The 18,062-nt window shown below is 68.8% G+C and carries 19 protein-coding genes and 2 tRNA genes; 15 read left to right on the plus strand and 6 right to left on the minus strand.

The window, feature by feature from the left end; all coding sequences use genetic code 11:
- Positions 1-56: 56 nt before the first annotated feature.
- A tRNA-Met gene (locus EDD31_RS09360) sits at positions 57-130 on the plus strand.
- Positions 131-211: 81 nt separating this feature from the next.
- Here EDD31_RS09360 and EDD31_RS09365 read toward each other — a convergent pair.
- Both EDD31_RS09365 and EDD31_RS09370 read right to left on the minus strand, forming a co-directional pair.
- Complete coding sequence (locus tag EDD31_RS09365; RefSeq protein WP_123303910.1) at positions 212-814, minus strand: OmpA family protein; 603 nt, start codon at positions 812-814, stop codon at positions 212-214.
- Positions 811-1,467 (minus strand): hypothetical protein, encoded by a 657-nt coding sequence (locus EDD31_RS09370; RefSeq protein WP_148058918.1) that lies wholly within the window; start codon positions 1,465-1,467, stop codon positions 811-813. Before EDD31_RS09370 ends, EDD31_RS09365 begins: the two co-directional genes overlap by 4 nt.
- Positions 1,468-1,798: 331 nt before the next feature.
- On the opposite strand from EDD31_RS09370, the gene rpmG reads away from it, so the two are divergent.
- The 4 genes from rpmG (at position 1,799) to EDD31_RS09390 (ending at position 4,160) form a co-directional block, all read left to right on the plus strand.
- The gene (gene rpmG / locus EDD31_RS09375; RefSeq protein ID WP_123303912.1) at positions 1,799-1,969 is read left to right on the plus strand and encodes a 50S ribosomal protein L33; all 171 of its coding nucleotides are present in this window, start codon (positions 1,799-1,801) and stop codon (positions 1,967-1,969) included.
- A 73-nt stretch (positions 1,970-2,042) separates the two neighbouring features.
- The gene (locus EDD31_RS09380) at positions 2,043-2,522 is read left to right on the plus strand and encodes an FAS1-like dehydratase domain-containing protein (RefSeq protein ID WP_123303913.1); all 480 of its coding nucleotides are present in this window, start codon (positions 2,043-2,045) and stop codon (positions 2,520-2,522) included.
- Positions 2,519-2,947 (plus strand): MaoC/PaaZ C-terminal domain-containing protein, encoded by a 429-nt coding sequence (locus EDD31_RS09385; RefSeq protein ID WP_123303914.1) that lies wholly within the window; start codon positions 2,519-2,521, stop codon positions 2,945-2,947. Before EDD31_RS09380 ends, EDD31_RS09385 begins: the two co-directional genes overlap by 4 nt.
- Before the next feature lie 4 nt (positions 2,948-2,951).
- Entirely contained in the window at positions 2,952-4,160 is a 1,209-nt protein-coding gene (locus tag EDD31_RS09390) for a UDP-N-acetylmuramate dehydrogenase (RefSeq protein WP_123303915.1), read from the plus strand.
- Positions 4,161-4,315: 155 nt separating this feature from the next.
- Here the strand turns inward: EDD31_RS09390 and EDD31_RS09395 are convergent, their stop codons facing one another.
- From EDD31_RS09395 to EDD31_RS09405, 3 genes are all read right to left on the minus strand, one after another.
- Complete coding sequence (locus EDD31_RS09395; protein WP_123303916.1) at positions 4,316-4,675, minus strand: GntR family transcriptional regulator; 360 nt, start codon at positions 4,673-4,675, stop codon at positions 4,316-4,318.
- Positions 4,672-5,607: a hypothetical protein gene (locus tag EDD31_RS09400; RefSeq protein ID WP_123303917.1), complete on the minus strand. Its 936-nt coding sequence runs from the start codon at positions 5,605-5,607 to the stop codon at positions 4,672-4,674. Before EDD31_RS09400 ends, EDD31_RS09395 begins: the two co-directional genes overlap by 4 nt.
- Positions 5,608-5,860: 253 nt before the next feature.
- A complete protein-coding gene (locus tag EDD31_RS09405; RefSeq protein WP_123303918.1) occupies positions 5,861-6,880 on the minus strand; it encodes an adenosine deaminase in 1,020 nt (339 codons plus the stop codon).
- Between the two features lie 128 nt (positions 6,881-7,008).
- Between EDD31_RS09405 and EDD31_RS09410 the strand changes: the two genes are divergently transcribed.
- Complete coding sequence (locus tag EDD31_RS09410; protein WP_123303919.1) at positions 7,009-8,268, plus strand: phosphotransferase family protein; 1,260 nt, start codon at positions 7,009-7,011, stop codon at positions 8,266-8,268.
- A 127-nt stretch (positions 8,269-8,395) separates the two neighbouring features.
- Here the strand turns inward: EDD31_RS09410 and EDD31_RS09415 are convergent, their stop codons facing one another.
- Positions 8,396-9,619, minus strand: a complete 1,224-nt coding sequence (locus EDD31_RS09415) for a pyridoxal phosphate-dependent aminotransferase (RefSeq protein ID WP_245991101.1) — start codon at positions 9,617-9,619, stop codon at positions 8,396-8,398.
- A gap of 227 nt (positions 9,620-9,846) precedes the next feature.
- On the opposite strand from EDD31_RS09415, the gene EDD31_RS09420 reads away from it, so the two are divergent.
- The 9 genes from EDD31_RS09420 (at position 9,847) to rpoB (ending at position 17,987) form a co-directional block, all read left to right on the plus strand.
- Positions 9,847-9,919, plus strand: a tRNA-Trp gene (locus EDD31_RS09420).
- 100 nt (positions 9,920-10,019) lie between these two features.
- Positions 10,020-10,280 carry a preprotein translocase subunit SecE gene (gene secE, locus EDD31_RS09425; RefSeq protein ID WP_123303921.1) on the plus strand — a complete coding sequence of 87 codons (261 nt, stop codon included), beginning with the start codon at positions 10,020-10,022 and terminating at the stop codon, positions 10,278-10,280.
- 10 nt (positions 10,281-10,290) lie between these two features.
- Positions 10,291-11,031 carry a transcription termination/antitermination protein NusG gene (nusG, locus tag EDD31_RS09430; RefSeq protein ID WP_123303922.1) on the plus strand — a complete coding sequence of 247 codons (741 nt, stop codon included), beginning with the start codon at positions 10,291-10,293 and terminating at the stop codon, positions 11,029-11,031.
- A 145-nt stretch (positions 11,032-11,176) separates the two neighbouring features.
- Entirely contained in the window at positions 11,177-11,608 is a 432-nt protein-coding gene (gene rplK, locus EDD31_RS09435; protein ID WP_123303923.1) for a 50S ribosomal protein L11, read from the plus strand.
- A 118-nt stretch (positions 11,609-11,726) separates the two neighbouring features.
- Positions 11,727-12,446 (plus strand): 50S ribosomal protein L1, encoded by a 720-nt coding sequence (rplA, locus tag EDD31_RS09440; protein WP_123303924.1) that lies wholly within the window; start codon positions 11,727-11,729, stop codon positions 12,444-12,446.
- 114 nt (positions 12,447-12,560) lie between these two features.
- The gene (locus tag EDD31_RS14780; protein WP_170163262.1) at positions 12,561-12,788 is read left to right on the plus strand and encodes a hypothetical protein; all 228 of its coding nucleotides are present in this window, start codon (positions 12,561-12,563) and stop codon (positions 12,786-12,788) included.
- Between the two features lie 370 nt (positions 12,789-13,158).
- Positions 13,159-13,680, plus strand: coding sequence for a 50S ribosomal protein L10 (gene rplJ / locus EDD31_RS09450; RefSeq protein ID WP_123303926.1), 522 nt, complete (start codon positions 13,159-13,161; stop codon positions 13,678-13,680).
- Positions 13,681-13,764: 84 nt separating this feature from the next.
- Entirely contained in the window at positions 13,765-14,154 is a 390-nt protein-coding gene (rplL, locus tag EDD31_RS09455) for a 50S ribosomal protein L7/L12 (RefSeq protein WP_123303927.1), read from the plus strand.
- Positions 14,155-14,474: 320 nt separating this feature from the next.
- Complete coding sequence (gene rpoB / locus EDD31_RS09460) at positions 14,475-17,987, plus strand: DNA-directed RNA polymerase subunit beta (protein ID WP_123303928.1); 3,513 nt, start codon at positions 14,475-14,477, stop codon at positions 17,985-17,987.
- Positions 17,988-18,062 lie beyond the last annotated feature (75 nt).

The raw sequence follows: 18,062 nt of genomic DNA on the forward strand, positions 1-18,062 counted from the left end.
TGGTACCTCCCGGCAAACGCCCGCCTCCACGGCGGGCGTTTCCTGGCAGAGGGCCTGGCGGGGTAGCTCAGACGGTTAGAGCGCACGACTCATAATCGTGAGGTCGCGGGTTCGATCCCCGCTCCCGCTACTGTCAACGGAAGGCTCGGACTCGCGAAGAGTCCGAGCCTTCCGTCGTTCACGGGCCGATCCGTCGCCGCCGCCCGGATCCTCAGTTCTCGCCGTAGCTGATCTCCACGCGCCGGTTGGCGGCGAAGGTCGCCGGATCGTCCGGGTCCTCGGTGGCTGCCGGCTCGGAATCGCCAGCGCCTGAGACTTCCAGGTCCAGGTCGGAGCGCTCGCTGCGCAGCACCTCGGCCACCGCTTCGGCACGGTTCTCGGAGAGCTCCTGGTTGTCGAAGTCCTCACCGGTGGGCCGCGAATCGGTGTGCCCCACCACCGAGACCGTGGCGCCCTCCGGAATCTCCTCCACCAGCTCCACGATGCGCGCGGGGGCGGAGGAGGGCAGCTCCCAGCTGTTCGCGCGGAAGAGCACATCGGTCTGCAAAGTGATCAGAGCGTCGTCCTCGTCCTCGTCCTCGTCCTCCGCTCCGCCGCCGAGTTCGATGATGTTCTCCGAGATGTCCCACGCGCGGATCGAGGCATCGAGGTCTCCCTGGCTGACACCGCCCTCCGGCTCCGGGGGTGGGCCGCTGGGGGCAGCCGCAGCGGAGGGCATGAGTCCGGCGGCCACAGCGAGGGCAAGAGCGGCTGCGGTGCAGCGGCGAAGGGTGGCCGAGGGGGTAGCGGGGGAGCGGGTGTGACGGCGGCTCATCGCTCGATCTCCACGTCCTCGAACTCCACCGCGCCCGGGATCACCGTGACCGTGATGGTGTCGATGTCGTCCACCGGAGCGGCGTAGTAGGCCCAGTAGGGCGCCGTCTGACCGCTCTCGTAGCGGTGGCCGGCATTCGTGGAAGGCGTTGACCAGCGGTCGTGACCGGTGCCGATGACGGTGTACTGCTTCAGGTGCTCCCGGTCATTGAGTTCCGGGTACACCGAGCCGCCCATCATGGCGTAGATGTTCATCGGGTTGTTCCCGTAGAACTGCCCGGTGAAGGACAGCTCCAGGAGCATCACCTCGCCCTCCACGCGCAGACCGTGCAAGCCCACGTCCACGGTGGTGCTGGAGTCCCCGGGAAGCTCGTAGGAGATGGTCTCGATCGCGTCCTGCGGATCCAGGGGGCCGATCGCCTCGCCCGCGTCGTCCCGGTCGTCCGTGTCGTCCCGGTTGTCCGCGTCGTCGTCTTCGTTGTCCTGGTCCTCGGGGTCCGCAGTGGGCTCAGGATCGGGAGCAGTGGACTCCTCCTGCGCCGGGGCGTCTTCGAAGTCGGCGTCCTGTTGGCCGTCGTTCCCGCAGGCTGTCAGCGCGGTCGAAGCGAGCAGCACTCCGGCCAGCGGGGCCAGGGGTCGGATCGAACGTCTCATGGGGTCCATCACTCCAGGATCGGCGAGCAGTGTCGTACGTGGGTCGGTGGAAGCTGCGAAATGGTTGCACGTGATCTGGGGTCACGCTCCAGCCCTTTCGATGGGACCGCTGTGTGGTCAGTTGCACGTACATCGCTGTTTGCTGGCTGCGTGCGCGGGGACTAGAGTCGGCTGGTGGGTTCCGGCCCAAGCGGAATACCTGATCGGCAGGACTCACGGCTCGTGTCCGTGGGGTCGCGGGTTCGATCCCCGCTCCCGCTACCGAGCACCAGTTCCATGGATGCGAGGCGGCCCAGGAGCTGCCAAGACACGACAACTGTGAGGAACCACCGTGGCCAGCAAGTCCTCTGATGTTCGCCCCAAGATCACCCTCGCGTGCGAGGCGTGCAAGGAGCGCAACTACATCACCAAGAAGAACCGTCGGAACAACCCCGACCGGCTCGAGCTCCCCAAGTACTGCCCGCGCTGCAACTCCAAGACGGCGCACCGCGAGACGCGCTGAGCCCGGCCCTGCGCACGCAGCGGTGAGCCCTCCGGCTTCGGCTGCTGGCGCAGGTCCCAGCTAGGCTGTCCCGGTGAGCCAGGACAGCACCCGCCCCACCAGCGTCGATCAGACGCTCGTGGGGCGCACGTATTTGCCGACCGAAACCTACGAGGTCACCCGCGAGCGCATCGCCGAGTTCGCGGCCGCCACGGCGGCCACTCACCCGGCACACACCGACCTCGCCGCGGCGCGGGCGCTCGGCCACACCGACGTCGTGGCCCCGCCCACCTTCGCCGTGCTCCTTGCCCAGCGGGCCGAGCAGGTCTACGTCGCCTCGCCGGAATCGGGCATCGACTTCTCCCGGGTGGTCCACGCCGAAGAGCAGTTCACCCACCACCGCCCCATCGTGGCCGGCGATCGGCTGCGCACCGTGGTGCACGTGGACAAGATCCTCGAGCGCGGGCCGATCACCCTGGTGACCACCCGCGCCGAGATCTCCGATGGCGCCGATCCCGTGGCCACTGTGGTCTCGACCCTGGCCGTTCGCGGCCCCGAGGAGGATGCCGCATGAGCGCCCCCGCACTCAGCAGCCTGGAGACCGGCCAGGAGCTCTTCTCCCGCACCGTCGAGGTCGATCGTGAGCGCCTCGTGCGCTACGCCGGCGCCTCGGGGGACCGCAACCCCATCCACTACGACGCCGCCTTCGCCGAGTCAGTGGGCCTGCCCGGCGTCATCGCCCACGGCATGCTCACCATGGGCTTGGGTGCCAGCGCGGTCGCCGAATGGGCTGGCGACCCGGGTGCGGTCATCGACTACGGCGTGCGCTTCACTCGCCCGGTACAGGTTCCGCCCACCCCGGGATCTGCGGAGGTTCAGATCGCCGGCACGGCCGGGCCGGTCGACAGTGCTGCCGGCACCGTGCGGGTCGATCTCACCGTGACCTCCGCCGGCGTGACGGTACTGGCCAAGGCTCGCGCCACGGTGCGGCTGGGCTGATCCGGTGACTGTGCCGGCATCGCGACCTGGTCCGGCCCCGGGAGCCGCCGGCGCCGGCGAGACTCATGCCCCCTCCGTGCCGCCACGCCTGGCTGACCTCACGACCATGCGCGTGGGCGGGCCCGCGGCGAGCTATCTCGAGGCCACCACCGAGGCGGAGCTGATCGACGCGGTACGCCAGGCCGATGCCGAGGGCACCCCGCTGCTGGTGATCGGCGGTGGCTCGAACCTGCTGGTCGCCGACGAGGGGTTCGACGGCTTGGTGCTGCGCGATATCCGCTCCGGCATCGACGCCGACGCCAGCTCCGCCTGCTCCGGAGGCAACCTCACCGTCCCAGCCGGTCAGGACTGGGACGAACTGGTGGCCACTGCGGTGGCCGAAGAGTGGTCCGGCATCGAAGCGCTCTCGGGTATCCCGGGGGGTACCGGAGCTACCCCGGTGCAGAACGTGGGTGCCTACGGCCAGGAGGTCTCCCAGACCTTGGCCTCGGTACGGGTCTACGACCGCGCCACCTCCCGCATTCGCACCCTGGCCGCCAGCGAGCTAGGCCTGGGATACCGCACCTCGATCCTCAAGCGCTCCCGGCTCGAGGACGAGGCGCGCTGGCACCCCACCGGGCGGTACGTCGTCCTCGAGGTCTCCTTCCAGCTGCGCCTCGCCTCGCTCTCCGCGCCGGTGCGCTACGCCGAGCTTGCCCGGCGCCTCGGCGTCGACGTCGAGGCCCGGGTGCCCTCCTCCGAGGTGCGCGCCGCGGTGCTCGAGCTGCGCGGCTCCAAGGGCATGGTGCTCGACGCGGCCGATCACGACACCTGGTCGGCCGGCTCCTTCTTCACCAACCCGGTGCTGCCGATTGAGGACGCCGACCGGCTGCTGCCGGCCGACGCCCCGCGCTACCCGGTCGCCGACCACTCCCTGGTCGGTTGGAACGCCTGTGCCGCGCCGGCAGTCGATGGCCTGGTGAAGACCTCGGCGGCCTGGCTGATCGACCACGCCGGCTTCAGCAAGGGACACCGGGGCGGCGGTGCATCGGGTGGTTCGGCAGCTTCAGGCCCGGCCGCGCTGTCGAGCAAGCACGTGCTTGCTCTGACCAACCGCGGCGGCGCTACCGCAGCGGACATGGTGGCCCTGGCCCGCGAGATCCGCGACGGCGTCCGGCAGCGCTTCGGCGTCGACCTCGAACCCGAGCCCGTCCTGATCGGCGTCGAACTCTAAGCCGGGGCGCGGGAGCTCGGGCTCCCCCAGGCCGCCCCTCACCGTCACCGCCCCCATTTTTCGGCCGATTGTGCTCACTTTTCGTCGTCGTCCCAGCGTCTTCCTGCCCCCAGAGCGACGTCAATCGAGCACAAACGTCTCGGGGAGAGAGAGCCTCAGGTGAGGCTGCCGCGGACGACGTCGAGGATCTCGTTGTCGCTCAGTCCGGCCTCCCGCGCCTGGCGCACGAGATCTCGCACCGCCCGCCGGATCGCTACGCGGGACTCGTGGCTCTCAGCGGTGACCACCGTGCCGTGCCGAGGGCGGGAGGACACTACGCCCTGGCCCTCCAGCTCGGAGTAGGCGCGGCGGACGGTTCCCACGGCTACCCCGAGGTCAGCCGCCAGATCTCGCACGGTGGGTAGCCGGTCTCCAGGGCAGAGGTGCCCAGCTGCGACCAGTCCGGCGATCTGTTCACGAATCTGCTCGAAGGGCGGGGAGCCGGAGTCCAGCGCAATGGTGATCTGCATGATCATCGGGCCACGGTGATCGGCTGTGTGGTGCGTGCTCCCGGGGTGGCGCTCCGGCGAAGGCCCTGAGCAGCCGAGGCGATGCTCACCGCTGCGAGAACCATGGCGACGACTCCGGTGAACGCTGCAGCCAGCGCCGCCCCGGACGCCACGGCGTATCCCGCGCCATGGAGGGCGTTCGCGGCGAAACCGTTGACCCCCAAGGCGGTGGCGCCAAGAGCCAGTTGCACGCCGCCGGTGACTCGTTGCACCGACATCGTCCGCAGGAGCTCGTCGTCCTGGTCGTTCAGGCCCGGCACGGCGGGACGGTGACCCACAGTGCGGCCGATGACCAAGGCTCCGGACACGAGGAGCAGGACGATGGCGATACTGAGCGCGACGACGTAGGGCGGGCCGGGGTAGGGGCCCGTGATGTTCGTGAGGAACGTGCCGTCGGCCGTGCTCGTGACGCGCTGGACCTGGCGGCCGTCTCCGGAGGCTGTGGCTGCGTAGACCGGCAGCGTGACCGCGTGGACGATGAGGAGAGCTGCGAGCGCGATCGGCTTGGTTTTGAGGAGTCTTCCCCGGTTTCGCGGGCGCAGACTCGCGGTGCGGACTGCTCCGGACGGGCGGGGCCACGTGCGCTCGCCGACGGCGTGGACCCCTACCCAAATGAGCCCGCCGATCGCCGGGGCCAGCGTCAGCCCCAGCCCCGGGACAGCGCCCCAACCTGCCAGGCTGCCAGGTGAGTACGCGCTGACGGCGATCATCGCGGGCACGGCGAGCGCCGTGGCTGCCAGGGGAGTGATGATGCCGTGCCGCAGAGCGGCGGCTCGGACCTCGCTGGGGACGTTGGCTGGCCGGGTGCGGGAACTGTGCACCAAGGCCACCACCGCCGTCACGATGAAGGCAAGCGTGAGCAGAGCTGTTGCCAGAACTGCCAGGACGACGAGAGCCACGATTGGCCTCCAATGAGTCGATGTGTTGACACATTGAGTGTGCGACGGGTTCAGCAATGTGTCAAGAGGGTGACACATTAATGTCCTTCCGGCGCTCCCGCGGCGATCGTGCTCACTACAGGTCGGAACTTCGCGCCCGAGATGCCTCGAGAGCGACGTTTCTTGCGCACAATCGCCTGGATGTGGTGGCGCTGAGATGCGGCTGCGTCTGGATCTGCCGGCGCCGCAGGCCCGGTTCCTCCGACCTGTCAGCTCAAGCCGGCGTGGCGAGCCACTCGTCGACCTCGGCGAGCATGCGCCGTCGCGAGGACTCGCTCGCCAGTGAGGCTCGGATCGAGCCGCGGGCCAGTTCGGCGAGCTCGGCGTCGTCGAAGCCGAGCTCGCGCGCCACCTGGTACTGGTCGGTGAGCCGGGAGAGGAAGAGCAGCGGGTCGTCCGCGCCGAGCGCCACGTGGGCGCCGGCCTCGGTCAGCACCCGCAGGGGCACGTCGGCGGGCTCCTGGTACACCCCGAGCGAGACGTTCGACGTCGGGCAGATCTCCAGGCCGATACCGTCCTCGGCGAGGCGCTCCAGCAGTGCCGGGTCTTCGGCTGCGCGAACGCCGTGGCCGATCCGGGTGGGCTTGAGGTGGGCGACGACGTCGCGAATATGGTCGGGGCCGAGGAGCTCGCCGCCGTGTGGCACCCCGGCCAGGCCCGCCCGCCGCGCGATACCGAAGGCAGGGGCGAACTCGGAGGTTGTGCCCCGCCGCTCGTCGTTGCTCAGCCCGAAGCCGATGACCTCACCGGGCCCGTCCCCGGCGAAGCGGGCCGCCAAACGGGCGAGGATGCGGGCATCGAGCGGATGGCGCGTGCGCGAGGCCGCCACGATCACGCCCACCTCTACGCCGGTGGCCTGCTGGGCCGAGCGCGCCTCGTCGAGCACGATCTCCAGCGCCGGTGTGATCCCGCCGACGAAGGCGCCGTAGGAGGTCGGGTCCACCTGGATCTCCAGACGGCGCGAGCCTTCGGCGGCGTCGTCCTCCGCGGCTTCGCGCACGATCCGGCGCATGGCCGCCTCCGAACGGACGACGGCGCGCGCGGTGTCGTAGGAGCGCTGGAAGCGGAACCAACCGCGCTCGGAGGCCGGGACGCGCAGCGGATCGGCGTCGGTCAGGGAGGATGGCAGGCGGATGCCCTCTTCCTCGCCGAGTTCGCGCATCGTCGATACCCGCATCGATCCCGTGAAGTGCAGATGGAGGTGGGCCTTGGGCAAGGCGTCGAGATCACGCATGACCCTGCAGTCTGCCAGGCGCGGAGCGCTGTTGCCGCCGTGACTCGTGTGACACGCACCCGGAATGCCGGCTTGCGCGCTGACATGGTCAGATAGTGGTGACCAGGTGAGCCCGAGGAGGCCAGACAGTGACCAGCACCGTCCCGGCTGCGGCGCAGCGTGAACCGGCCGACGTCGCCCTGCTCACCGGCGACGGCGCCCGCGAGCTGATCGCCCAGGCTCTCGCGGGCCAGCGAGCGCATGTGGTCGACTGGCAGGTGCACTCGGTCCACCACCGGCCAGGCGCCGGGGTGACCGTGGGCTACGCGGCCACCGTGGAGCGCCCCGGCCACGCGCCGAGCGAGGAGTACATCTGCGCGACCACCGCCAGGCTCTTGAACCCCACGGCCCCCGGTCTGATCCCGGTGGCCACCCGCGAGCGCGTCGTCCACGTCTGGCTTCATCCGGCAGATCCCGAGCTTCCGGGGTTGGCGACGGCCTGTGACCCGGCGCGCCTGAGCGCCTGGATCGGTTCGCCCGTCGGGGTCGAACTCCTGGCCTACCGTCCGACCCGCCGAGCGGTGGTGCGCGTGACCTCCACGGTGGAGGGAGAGGCCTACCTCAAGGTGGTCCGCCCGGAGGCCGCTGCCGATCTCATCGAACGGCACACCACGCTCACGGAGGCCGGTGTTCCGGCGCCGCGCGTGCTACGCACCGACCCCGACGGGTTGGTGATGCTGGAGTCCGGGCGGGGTGTGCCCCTGGCCAACCTGCTGGCGCAGGGCCTCGGCGACCAGGCGGCGCGCGTGTTGGATTCGCTGGTGTCCACCTTGGATGCGCTGCCCGCCGCGGTGATGGACCTGCCACGGCATCCGGCGTGGGCGGAACGGGTGGACCACTACGCACATGCCGCTGCCACCGTGCTTCCCGAACACGCTGACCGCACCAGCCTGCTCGCCCAGGGCGTGAACGAACTGATGGCCAGCTCCGACCCGGGCCCGGTGGTGCCCGCGCACGGCGACTACTACGAGGCAAATGTGCTGATGGACCCACGGCCGGGAGCGCTGGCCGTGTCCACCCTGCTCGACGTCGATTCGGTGGGGCCCGGGCACCGGGTGGACGATCTGGCGTGCATGCTCGGCCACGTCTCGGTGCTCCCGCATCTGGCGCCGCAGGCCTATCCGCACGTGCCCGAGGCGCTGGAGACCTGGACCCAGGCCTGCTCGGCCATGGTGGACGAGGTAGCGCTGCACGCTCGCTGCGCCGCGGTCGTGCTCTCCCTGGTGGCGGGCGCCCGGCGCACCGACGGCGGCCACTGGCGCTCCGACGCCGAAGGTCGCCTGGCGCGGGCCGAAGCGTGGCTCGCCCGGGGCCGTGAGCTGCTCGCGATGCGCACCAGCCCGCGCTGAACCACGCACCAGCCCGCGCTGAACCACGCACCATTCCCGGGGTAAATCGCCCCCGTGCTCGCGTACGACAACGGCCGTGTGGCCGCCGGCGCGCTGCCAGCGACCACACGGCCGGAGGTGAGTGGGACTAGCGGGCGAGGAGCTTCTGGATGCGGCCCACACCTTCGGCCAGGTCCTCATCGCTCAGCGCGTAGGAGAGGCGCAGGAACCCCGAAGGGCCGAAGGCCTCACCCGGCACGACGGCCACCTCGGCCTCCTCGAGGATGATCTCGGCCAGCTCCGCCGACGTCGTCGGGGTCCGCCCCGCGATGGTGCGCGCCAGCACGCCCTCCACGGAGGGGTAGGCGTAGAAGGCGCCCTTGGGGGTGGGCACCTGCACGCCGTCGATGGCTTCGAGCATCTCGATCATGGTCCGCCGGCGCCGGTCGAAGGCGGCGCGCATGTCGCTGACGGCGCTGAGATCGCCGCTGACCGCAGCAAGCGCTGCCCGCTGCGACACGTTCGCGACATTCGAGGTCAGGTGCGACTGCAGGTTGGTCGCGGCCTTGATGACGTCACTGGGGCCGATCATCCAGCCAACGCGCCATCCGGTCATCGCGAAGGTCTTCGCTACGCCGTTGAGCACGATCGAGGTCTCGGCCAGCTCCGGCACCGCCCGCACGACCGGGGTGAAGGCGGCGTCGTCGTAGACAAGGTGCTCGTAGATCTCGTCGGTGATGACCCAGATGCCGTGCTCGAGTGCCCAGCGTCCGATCTCCGCAGTCTGCTCGGGAGAGTAGACCGCGCCGGTCGGATTCGACGGAGAGCAGAACAGCAGCACCTTGGTGCGCTCGGTTCGCGCAGCCTCGAGCTGGTCGACCGTGACCAGGTAGTCCTGATCGGCGCCGGCGAAGACCTCGACGGTGCGGCCTCCGGCCAGGGCAATGGCCTCGGGGTAGGTGGTCCAGTACGGCGCGGGAAGGAGGACCTCGTCACCCGGGTCCACGATGGCGGCGAAGGCCTGGTAGACCGCCTGCTTCCCGCCGTTGGTCACCAGGATGTTGTCGGCGGAGACCTCGTAACCGGAGTCGCGCAGGGTCTTGGCTGCAATGGCCTCGCGCAGTGCGGGCAGTCCCTTGGCGGGGGAGTAGCGGTGCGTGGCCGGGTCCTGCGCGGCCTCGACAGCAGCCTGGACGATGTAGTCGGGCGTGGGGAAGTCGGGCTCCCCAGCGCCGAAACCGATCACCGGGCGGCCGGCGGCCTTGAGGGCTTTCGCCTTCGCGTCGACGGCGAGAGTGGCCGACTCAGCGATCGCGGCCAGACGGGCAGAGACTCGGGGCTTGGCGTTCGATGCCGGAGTGGGGGTGCTCACGCCTTCATGATTCCACGGATGCTCGTCGCGGGCAGAATCCATCCCAGGGGAAGCCCCCGCGCGCAGGGGCGCGCCGGTGTGAGCAGGCTCCCCTCGGGCAAGGTTCGACCTGGATGCCGATGACCGCGTACAGTTGACCCCCGTGGATCTTCCACCTCGCTGAAGCGTGCCCGGCGGCCGTCGTGCTCATGGGATGGCGCAGCACCGGGTGCGGTAACGGTCCGCGAAGGGTAGTGGCGCAATTGGTAGCGCACCGGTCTCCAAAACCGGCGGTTGCGGGTTCGAGTCCCGCCTGCCCTGCAAGGTCGCTCCGGCTCCAGGCCGGTGTGCGTGCTCGCCCCGTGCGGGTCGCGCCGTGCGGCTTGGTAGTTAACGTCGATCAAGAAGAGGACGGTCATCCGTGAGCGAGTCCGCTAGCGCGACCCCCGGGCGCCCCGGCGACGCCACCGGTGCCGCGGACGCCAAGAAGCCTGGCTTCTTCGGCCGCATCATCCTCTTCGTGCGACAGGTCATCGGCGAACTCAAGAAGGTCGTCCAGCCCACTCGTAACGAGCTGTGGACCTTCTTCCTCGTCGTCCTGGTCTTCGTCGCCGTGATCATGACGTACGTCGGCCTGCTCGACTTGGCCTTTACCCGATTGGCCTTCTGGGTCTTCGGCTAGTACGCCGCCCTTGTCAGCAAGCCCGCATCAGCAACGAGTAGTGGAAAGCAGGTCCGCAGTGTCCGAGGAGCCCCAGGAGTTGGCCGACACCGAGGTGGCCACCGATGGCACCCCCGCCGTTGAGGAGGACCCCGCCGAGGCCTTCCGCCGTGAACTGCGCATGCTGCCCGGCGACTGGTACGTCGTGCACACCTACGCCGGCTACGAGAAGCGGGTCAAGACCAACCTCGAGCACCGCACCGAGTCCCTGAACATGGAAGACCACATCTTCCAGGTCGAGGTCCCGATGGAAGAGGTCGTCGAGATCAAGAACTCGCAGCGCAAGGTGGTCAACCGGGTACGAATCCCCGGCTACACCCTGGTGCGGATGGATCTGACCGATGAGTCCTGGGGTGCGGTGCGCCACACCCCCGGTGTCACCGGTTTCGTGGGCAACACCCACCAGCCCGTTCCGCTGAGCCTGGACGAGGTCTACTCCATGCTCGCCCCCTCGATGGTGAGCGCCCCGGCCCCAGCAGGCACCGACAGCGGCGACGCCGGTCAGGCCTCCAGCGGCTCGGGTGCACGCGCGGCGATCAAGGTCGATTTCGAGATCGGCGAGTCCGTCACCGTCACCGACGGGCCCTTCGAGGGCGTGCCCGCCTCCATCTCCGAGATCGACGCCGAGCACCAGAAGCTCACCGTGTTCGTCACTGTTTTCGGCCGGGAAACCCCGGTCGAGCTGTCCTTCAACCAGGTCGCCAAGATCTGATCGAGTGCAGCGGTGCTGGGCTCTCGGGCCCAGCACACCGCCGGGCCTGGAGCCCGGTCGCACCAAGGCGGCAGCGCACCTGCGCTGTCGCATGCAACCGGGTCATCGCCCATGGCGTCGGCCCACGAAGAGAAAGCAGGGAACTATGCCTCCCAAGAAGAAGGTCTCCGGCCTGATCAAGCTCCAGATCCAGGCTGGCGCCGCGACCCCCGCCCCGCCCATCGGCCCGGCACTCGGTCAGCACGGCGTCAACATCATGGAGTTCTGCAAGGCCTACAACGCGGCCACGGAGTCCCAGCGCGGCAACGTGATCCCGGTGGAGATCACGGTCTACGAAGACCGTTCCTTCACCTTCATCACCAAGACCCCGCCAGCCGCTGAGCTCATCAAGAAGGCTGCCGGCGTCACCAAGGGCTCGGGCACCCCGCACACCGTGAAGGTCGCCTCGCTGACCCGCGAGCAGGTCGAGGAGATCGCTCGCACCAAGCAGGAAGACCTGAACGCCAACAGCATCGACGCCGCCGCGAAGATCATCGCCGGCACCGCCCGCTCCATGGGCATCACCGTCGAATCCTGATCACCCCGGCCGGCGCCACCCGGTGCCGGCTAGCGGGCGACCTCCCCGTCGCCCGCACCGAACAGTGGGAGGGCTGCACCTGCGGGCCCGCACCACGACTGCGAGAAATGAGAAGCAGATGAGTACACGCAGCAAGACCTACCGCAAGGCAGCGGAGAAGATCCTCGCCAACGAGATCTACGCCCCCCTGGAGGCCGTGCGCCTCGCCAAGGCGGGCGCAGAGGGCGGCAAGTTCGACCAGACCGTCGAGGTCGTCTTCCGACTGGGTGTGGACCCTCGTAAGGCCGACCAGATGGTTCGCGGCACGGTGAACTTGCCGCACGGCACCGGCAAGACCGCCCGGGTGATCGTCTTCGCTCAGGGCGACCGTGCGGAGCAGGCTCGCGCCGCCGGAGCGGATGAGGTGGGCGCCGACGACCTGATCGAGCGCGTTCAGGGTGGTTGGACCGACTTCGACGCCGCTGTCGCCACGCCGGACCTCATGGGCAAGGTCGGTCGCCTGGGCCGTGTGCTCGGCCCGCGTGGCCTCATGCCGAACCCGAAGACCGGCACCGTCACCATGGACGTCACCAAGGCGGTGACGGACATCAAGGGTGGTCGTGTGGAGTTCCGCGTGGACAAGCACGCCAACCTGCACTTCGTGGTGGGCAAGGTGAGCTTCTCGGAGACCCAGCTGGTGGAGAACTACGCCGCCGCACTCGAGGAGATCCTGCGCCTGAAGCCCTCCAGCTCGAAGGGCCGCTACATCACCAAGGCGACCATGACCACCACCATGGGCCCCGGCATTCCGCTGGACTCGTCCAAGACGCGGAACCTGACCTCGGAGAACGCCTCCTGAGTCCCAGTCAGTCCTGAGCCTTGGCTGCTCGCTGCTGAAGCCCGGCCCTCCCCGATGCGGGGGGCCGGGCTTCGGCGTCCCGGACGACGATAGGGGACGCGGGAGGGTTGGCCGGTGCTGCCGTGCTGCCGTGCTGCCGTGCTGCCGGTGCTGCCGGTGCTGCCGGTGCTGCCGGTGCTGCCGGTGCTGCCGGTGCTGCCGGTGCTGCCGGTCCCGTCCGTGCGGGAGATGCCGTTCCCACCCACGGCACAGTGGCGCGCGGGACGGGGGAGGTACGAGGAGCGTTTGTGCTCACTGACCGTCGCTCCAGGCCCGGTTGCCGGGCACCATTCCGACAAGTAGTGAGCACAATCGCGTGGTGCGGGCGAGCGCAGGCCCCGGTCGAGGACCTCGGCAGAGGGCCCCGGATGAGGGCGCCGGCCGAGCGCCCTGGACAACGTGACCAAGGGCACGGGCCCGCGCGGCCCATCCCTCTGTCCGTCGGCCTCCGGTGCCGATAGTGTGGTACTTACCAAAGACCGCCGGTCTCCTGCCCGCCAGGGTGGGAACAAACCCGCATCACGATGCAGGGCCTGCGTAGGTGCCACAAGCTCGACGACGTTCATGCCGCCCCGTGCGCCGCGATCGCCGCCTGATGAGCCCCGTGCCCTGCGCATGGGGCTCTTTTTCGTGGTCCGGGCCCACGATCGGCGACACGACCGGAAGGAGGGCCATGGCGAACCCTGAAAAGGTGGCCGCTGTTGCCGAGCTGACGGAGCGCTTCCGTACGTCCAGTGCCGTGCTGCTCACCGAGTACCGCGGCCTGAGCGTCGGCCAGCTCCAGGAGCTGCGTCGCTCGCTCGCCGAGAACGCCGACTACGCCGTCGTGAAGAACACGCTTGCGACTATTGCCGCCAAGGAGGCGGGCATCGAGGGCCTCGACGAGGACCTCCATGGCCCCACCGCGATTGCTTTCGTCACCGGGGAACCGGTGCTGGCTGCCAAGGCGCTGCGCGACTTCGCGAAGGCCAATGACAAGCTCGTGGTCAAGGGCGGCGTCCTGGAGGGCAACAAGCTCTCCGAGCAGGACGTCAAGTCCCTCGCCGACCTCGAGTCCCGCGACGTGCTGCTGGGTAAGGCAGCCGGCGCCATGAAGGCGGCGCTCTTCCAGGCCGCCTACGTTTTCAACGCACCGGCCACCGAGGCGGCGCGCACCATCGAGGCCCTGCGTGCCAAGCAGGCCGAGGAGGCCTGACCCCACCGGGGCAGGCATCTCACCATCCAGGACTCGGCCGCACGTAGCTGGCCCGAGCAAGATCCAGCAGGAAGGAACGCCACCATGGCGAAGCTCAGCACCGAAGAGCTCATCGAAGCCTTCAAGGAGCTCACTCTCATTGAGCTCTCGGAGTTCGTGAAGCAGTTCGAGGAGACCTTTGAGGTCACCGCCGCCGCACCGGTCGCCGTTGCCGGCGCCGCTCCGGCCGCTGGCGGAGGCGAAGCCGCCGCCGCCGAGGAGCAGACGGAGTTCGACGTCATCCTCGAATCCGTGGGCGACAAGAAGATCCAGGTCATCAAGGAGGTGCGCGGTCTGACCTCTCTCGGCCTCAAGGAGGCCAAGGACCTGGTCGACGGCGCTCCCAAGGCCGTTGTCGAAGGCGTCGACAAGGACGCTGCGGAGAAGGCCAAGGAAGCCCTCGAGGGCGCCGGCGCCACCGTCACCCTCAAGTGAGCCCCTCCCGGGGAGTCCGCTCCTAGCGGCCGCTCCGGGTCTCACCTCAGCACGAGGCCCGCACCATGCAGGTGCGGGCCTCGTGCCATGAGACGACTACCACTCGGTAGTACGACCACATGCCGGTTGCTTCTGCCATAGCACACCGGTATGCTGACGCTTTGCGCTGACTCTGCCTGCCATCCTGCAGACCTCGCGCGCGGTCGGGCCTGAGGACCCACCGCGATTCGGATGCCTGGCCCGGCATTCTCGCAGGTACTAGGCGGAGGACCGGTAGGTCACAGCGCAGTGTGCACCCCACTCGCAGGGAAGGACCCCCTTTGGCTGCCTCGCGCACCTCTTCCGCACCCACCGCTGAAGCCATCGCCAACCGTACCGCCTCGCGCCGGATCTCCTTCGGGAAGATCCACGAGCCGCTGCAGGCGCCGGATCTGCTCAACCTCCAGACCGAGAGCTTCGATTGGCTGCTCGGTAACGACGTCTGGCGTGAGCGGGTTGAGGCCGCACTCAAGCGCGGCGACAAGAACCAGCACACCACCTCCGGCCTGGAGGAGATCTTCGAGGAGATCTCCCCGATCGAGGACTTCGGCCAATCGATGTCGCTGTCGTTCCGCGACCATCGCTTCGAGCCGGCCAAGTACACCCCGGAGGAGTGCAAGGAGAAGGACTTCACCTACGCCGCACCGTTGTTCGTGACGGCGGAGTTCGTGAACTACACCACCGGTGAGATCAAGTCGCAGACCGTGTTCATGGGCGACTTCCCGCTCATGACTGAGCGCGGCACCTTCATCATCAATGGCACTGAGCGCGTGGTCGTCTCGCAGCTCGTGCGTTCGCCCGGTGTGTACTTCGAGAAGTCCGTGGACAAGACCTCCGACAAGGACGTCTTCTCCACCAAGGTCATCCCCTCGCGTGGTGCGTGGCTCGAGTTCGAGATCGACAAGCGTGACTTCGTGGCCGTGCGCGTGGACCGCAAGCGCAAGCAGTCCGTGACGCACTTCCTGCGCGCGCTCGGCATGACTGAGGGCGAGATCCGCGAGGAGTTCGCCGACTTCCCCGTCTTGCTCGAGACCCTCGAGAAGGACTCGGTCGCCACGCAGGACGAGGCACTGCTCGACATCTACCGCAAGGTCCGCCCCGGCGAGCCCCCCACGGTCGAGGCCGGCCGTAACCTGCTGGAGAACTACTACTTCAGCTCCAAGCGGTACGACCTCGCCAAGGTGGGTCGCTACAAGATCAACAAGAAGCTCGGCCTGGACACCGAGCTCAGCGAGTCAGTGCTGCGCCTGGAGGACGTCACCGCCACGCTGAAGTACCTCCTCGCCCTGCACAAGGGTCAGGAGACCGTCCCGGGCGTGCGCAACGGCGAGCCCGCCGAGATCCAGGCCGAGACCGACGACATCGACCACTTCGGCAACCGCCGCATCCGTGCGGTGGGCGAGCTCATCCAGAACCAGGTCCGCACGGGCCTGTCGCGGATGGAGCGCGTGGTCCGTGAGCGGATGACCACCCAGGACGTCGAGGCGATCACCCCGCAGTCCCTGATCAACATCCGCCCTGTGGTGGCCTCGATCAAGGAGTTCTTCGGCACCTCGCAGCTCTCGCAGTTCATGGACCAGAACAACCCCCTCGCGGGCCTGACGCACAAGCGGCGTCTGTCCGCGCTGGGCCCGGGTGGTCTCTCCCGTGACCGCGCCGGCATGGAGGTCCGTGACGTCCACCCCTCGCACTACGGCCGCATGTGCCCCATCGAGACCCCGGAAGGGCCGAACATCGGTCTGATCGGCTCGCTGGCGTCCTTCGCGCGGATCAACCCCTTCGGCTTCGTGGAGACCCCGTACCGCGTGGTCTCCGGTGGCCGGGTCACCGATGACGTCGTCTACCTCACGGCCGACGACGAGGACCGCCACACCATCGCTCAGGCCAATGCGCCCTTGAACGAGGACGGCACCTTCGTGGAGGACCAGGCCCTGTGCCGCCTCTCCGGTGGTGAGCCGGCGCTGGTGGCGGTGAACGAGATCGACTACATGGACGTCTCGGCTCGCCAGATGGTCTCGGTCGCCACCGCGATGATTCCCTTCCTCGAGCACGACGACGCCAACCGTGCGCTCATGGGTGCCAACATGCAGCGTCAGGCGGTGCCGCTGCTGCGCAGCGAGGCCCCGCTCGTGGGTACCGGTATGGAGCGCCGCGCAGCAGTCGACGCCGGTGACGTCATCGTCGCCTCGAAGGCCGGTGTGGTCACCGAGGTCTCGGCCGACACCATCCACGTCGCCGCGGACGACGGCTCGCACCAGACCTACCGGGTCGCGAAGTTCCGCCGCTCGAACCAGGGCAACTCCTACAACCAGCGCGTGCTGGTCGACGACGGCCAGCGCGTCGAGGTCGGCTCCGTCCTCGCCGACGGTCCGGCCACGGACGAGGGCGAGCTCGCCCTCGGCCGGAACCTGATGGTCGCCTTCATGTCCTGGGAGGGTTACAACTTCGAGGACGCGATCATCCTGTCCCAGCGTCTGGTGCAGGACGACGTCCTGACCTCGATCCACATCGAGGAGCACGAGGTCGACGCCCGCGAGACCAAGCTGGGCGCCGAGGAGATCACGCGGGACATCCCGAACGTCTCCGAGGAGACCCTGGCCGACCTCGACGAGCGCGGCATCATCCGCATCGGTGCCGAGGTCGTCTCCGGCGACATCCTGGTCGGCAAGGTCACCCCCAAGGGCGAGACCGAGCTGACCTCCGAGGAGCGCCTGCTGCGCGCCATCTTCGGTGAGAAGGCCCGCGAAGTGCGCGACACCTCCCTGAAGGTTCCCCACGGCGAGGGCGGCATCGTCATCGGTGTGCGGGAGTTCTCCGAGGAGGAGGGCGACGAACTGCCCCCGGGCGTGAACCAGATGGTTCGCGTCTACATCGCGCAGCGCCGCAAGATCACCGACGGCGACAAGCTGGCCGGCCGCCACGGCAACAAGGGCGTCATCTCCAAGATCCTCCCGGTTGAGGACATGCCCTTCCTGCCCGACGGCACCCCGGTCGACGTCGTGCTCAACCCGCTGGGTGTGCCCGGCCGGATGAACGTGGGCCAGGTGCTGGAACTGCACTTGGGCTGGATCGCAGCCCAGGGCTGGGACGTCACCGAGGCGGTCAAGGCCGCCGAGGAGTGGACCAAGAAGCTGCCGGAGGTCGCGCACAAGGCCGACCCGCGCAGTCCGGTGGGCACCCCGGTCTTCGACGGCGCCGATCAGGAGGAGCTGGAGGGCCTGCTGGCCAACACCCTCCCGAACCGCGATGGCGAGCGCATGGTGGGCCCCGACGGCAAGGCCCAGCTGTTCGACGGACGCTCCGGCGAGCCCTTCCCGGACCCGATCGCCGTGGGCTACATGTACATCTTGAAGCTCCACCACCTGGTGGACGACAAGATCCACGCCCGCTCGACCGGCCCGTACTCGATGATCACGCAGCAGCCGCTGGGTGGTAAGGCCCAGTTCGGTGGCCAGCGCTTCGGCGAGATGGAGGTCTGGGCCCTGGAGGCCTACGGCGCCGCCTACGCCCTGCAGGAACTGCTGACCATCAAGTCCGACGATGTCACCGGTCGTGTGAAGGTCTACGAGGCTGTGGTCAAGGGAGAGAACATCCCCGAGCCCGGTATCCCGGAATCCTTCAAGGTGCTCATCCAGGAGATGCGCTCGCTGTGCCTGAACGTCGAGGCCCTGGACGCCGATGGCAACGCCATCGAGCTCCGCGACTCCGATGACGAGGTGTACCGCGCTGCCGAGGAACTTGGCATCGACCTCTCCCGCCGCCCCGACGCCTCCACCAGCGTCGACGAGCTCTAACGGGCCGGCGGGCGGGGCCGGAGGGATCCGGCGACCCGCCCGCCGCCCACCAGAAACACACTGAACGGTTCTACC

Origin of the sequence: Bogoriella caseilytica, assembly GCF_003752405.1 — a bacterium.
GTDB lineage: Bacteria > Actinomycetota > Actinomycetes > Actinomycetales > Actinomycetaceae > Allobogoriella > Allobogoriella caseilytica.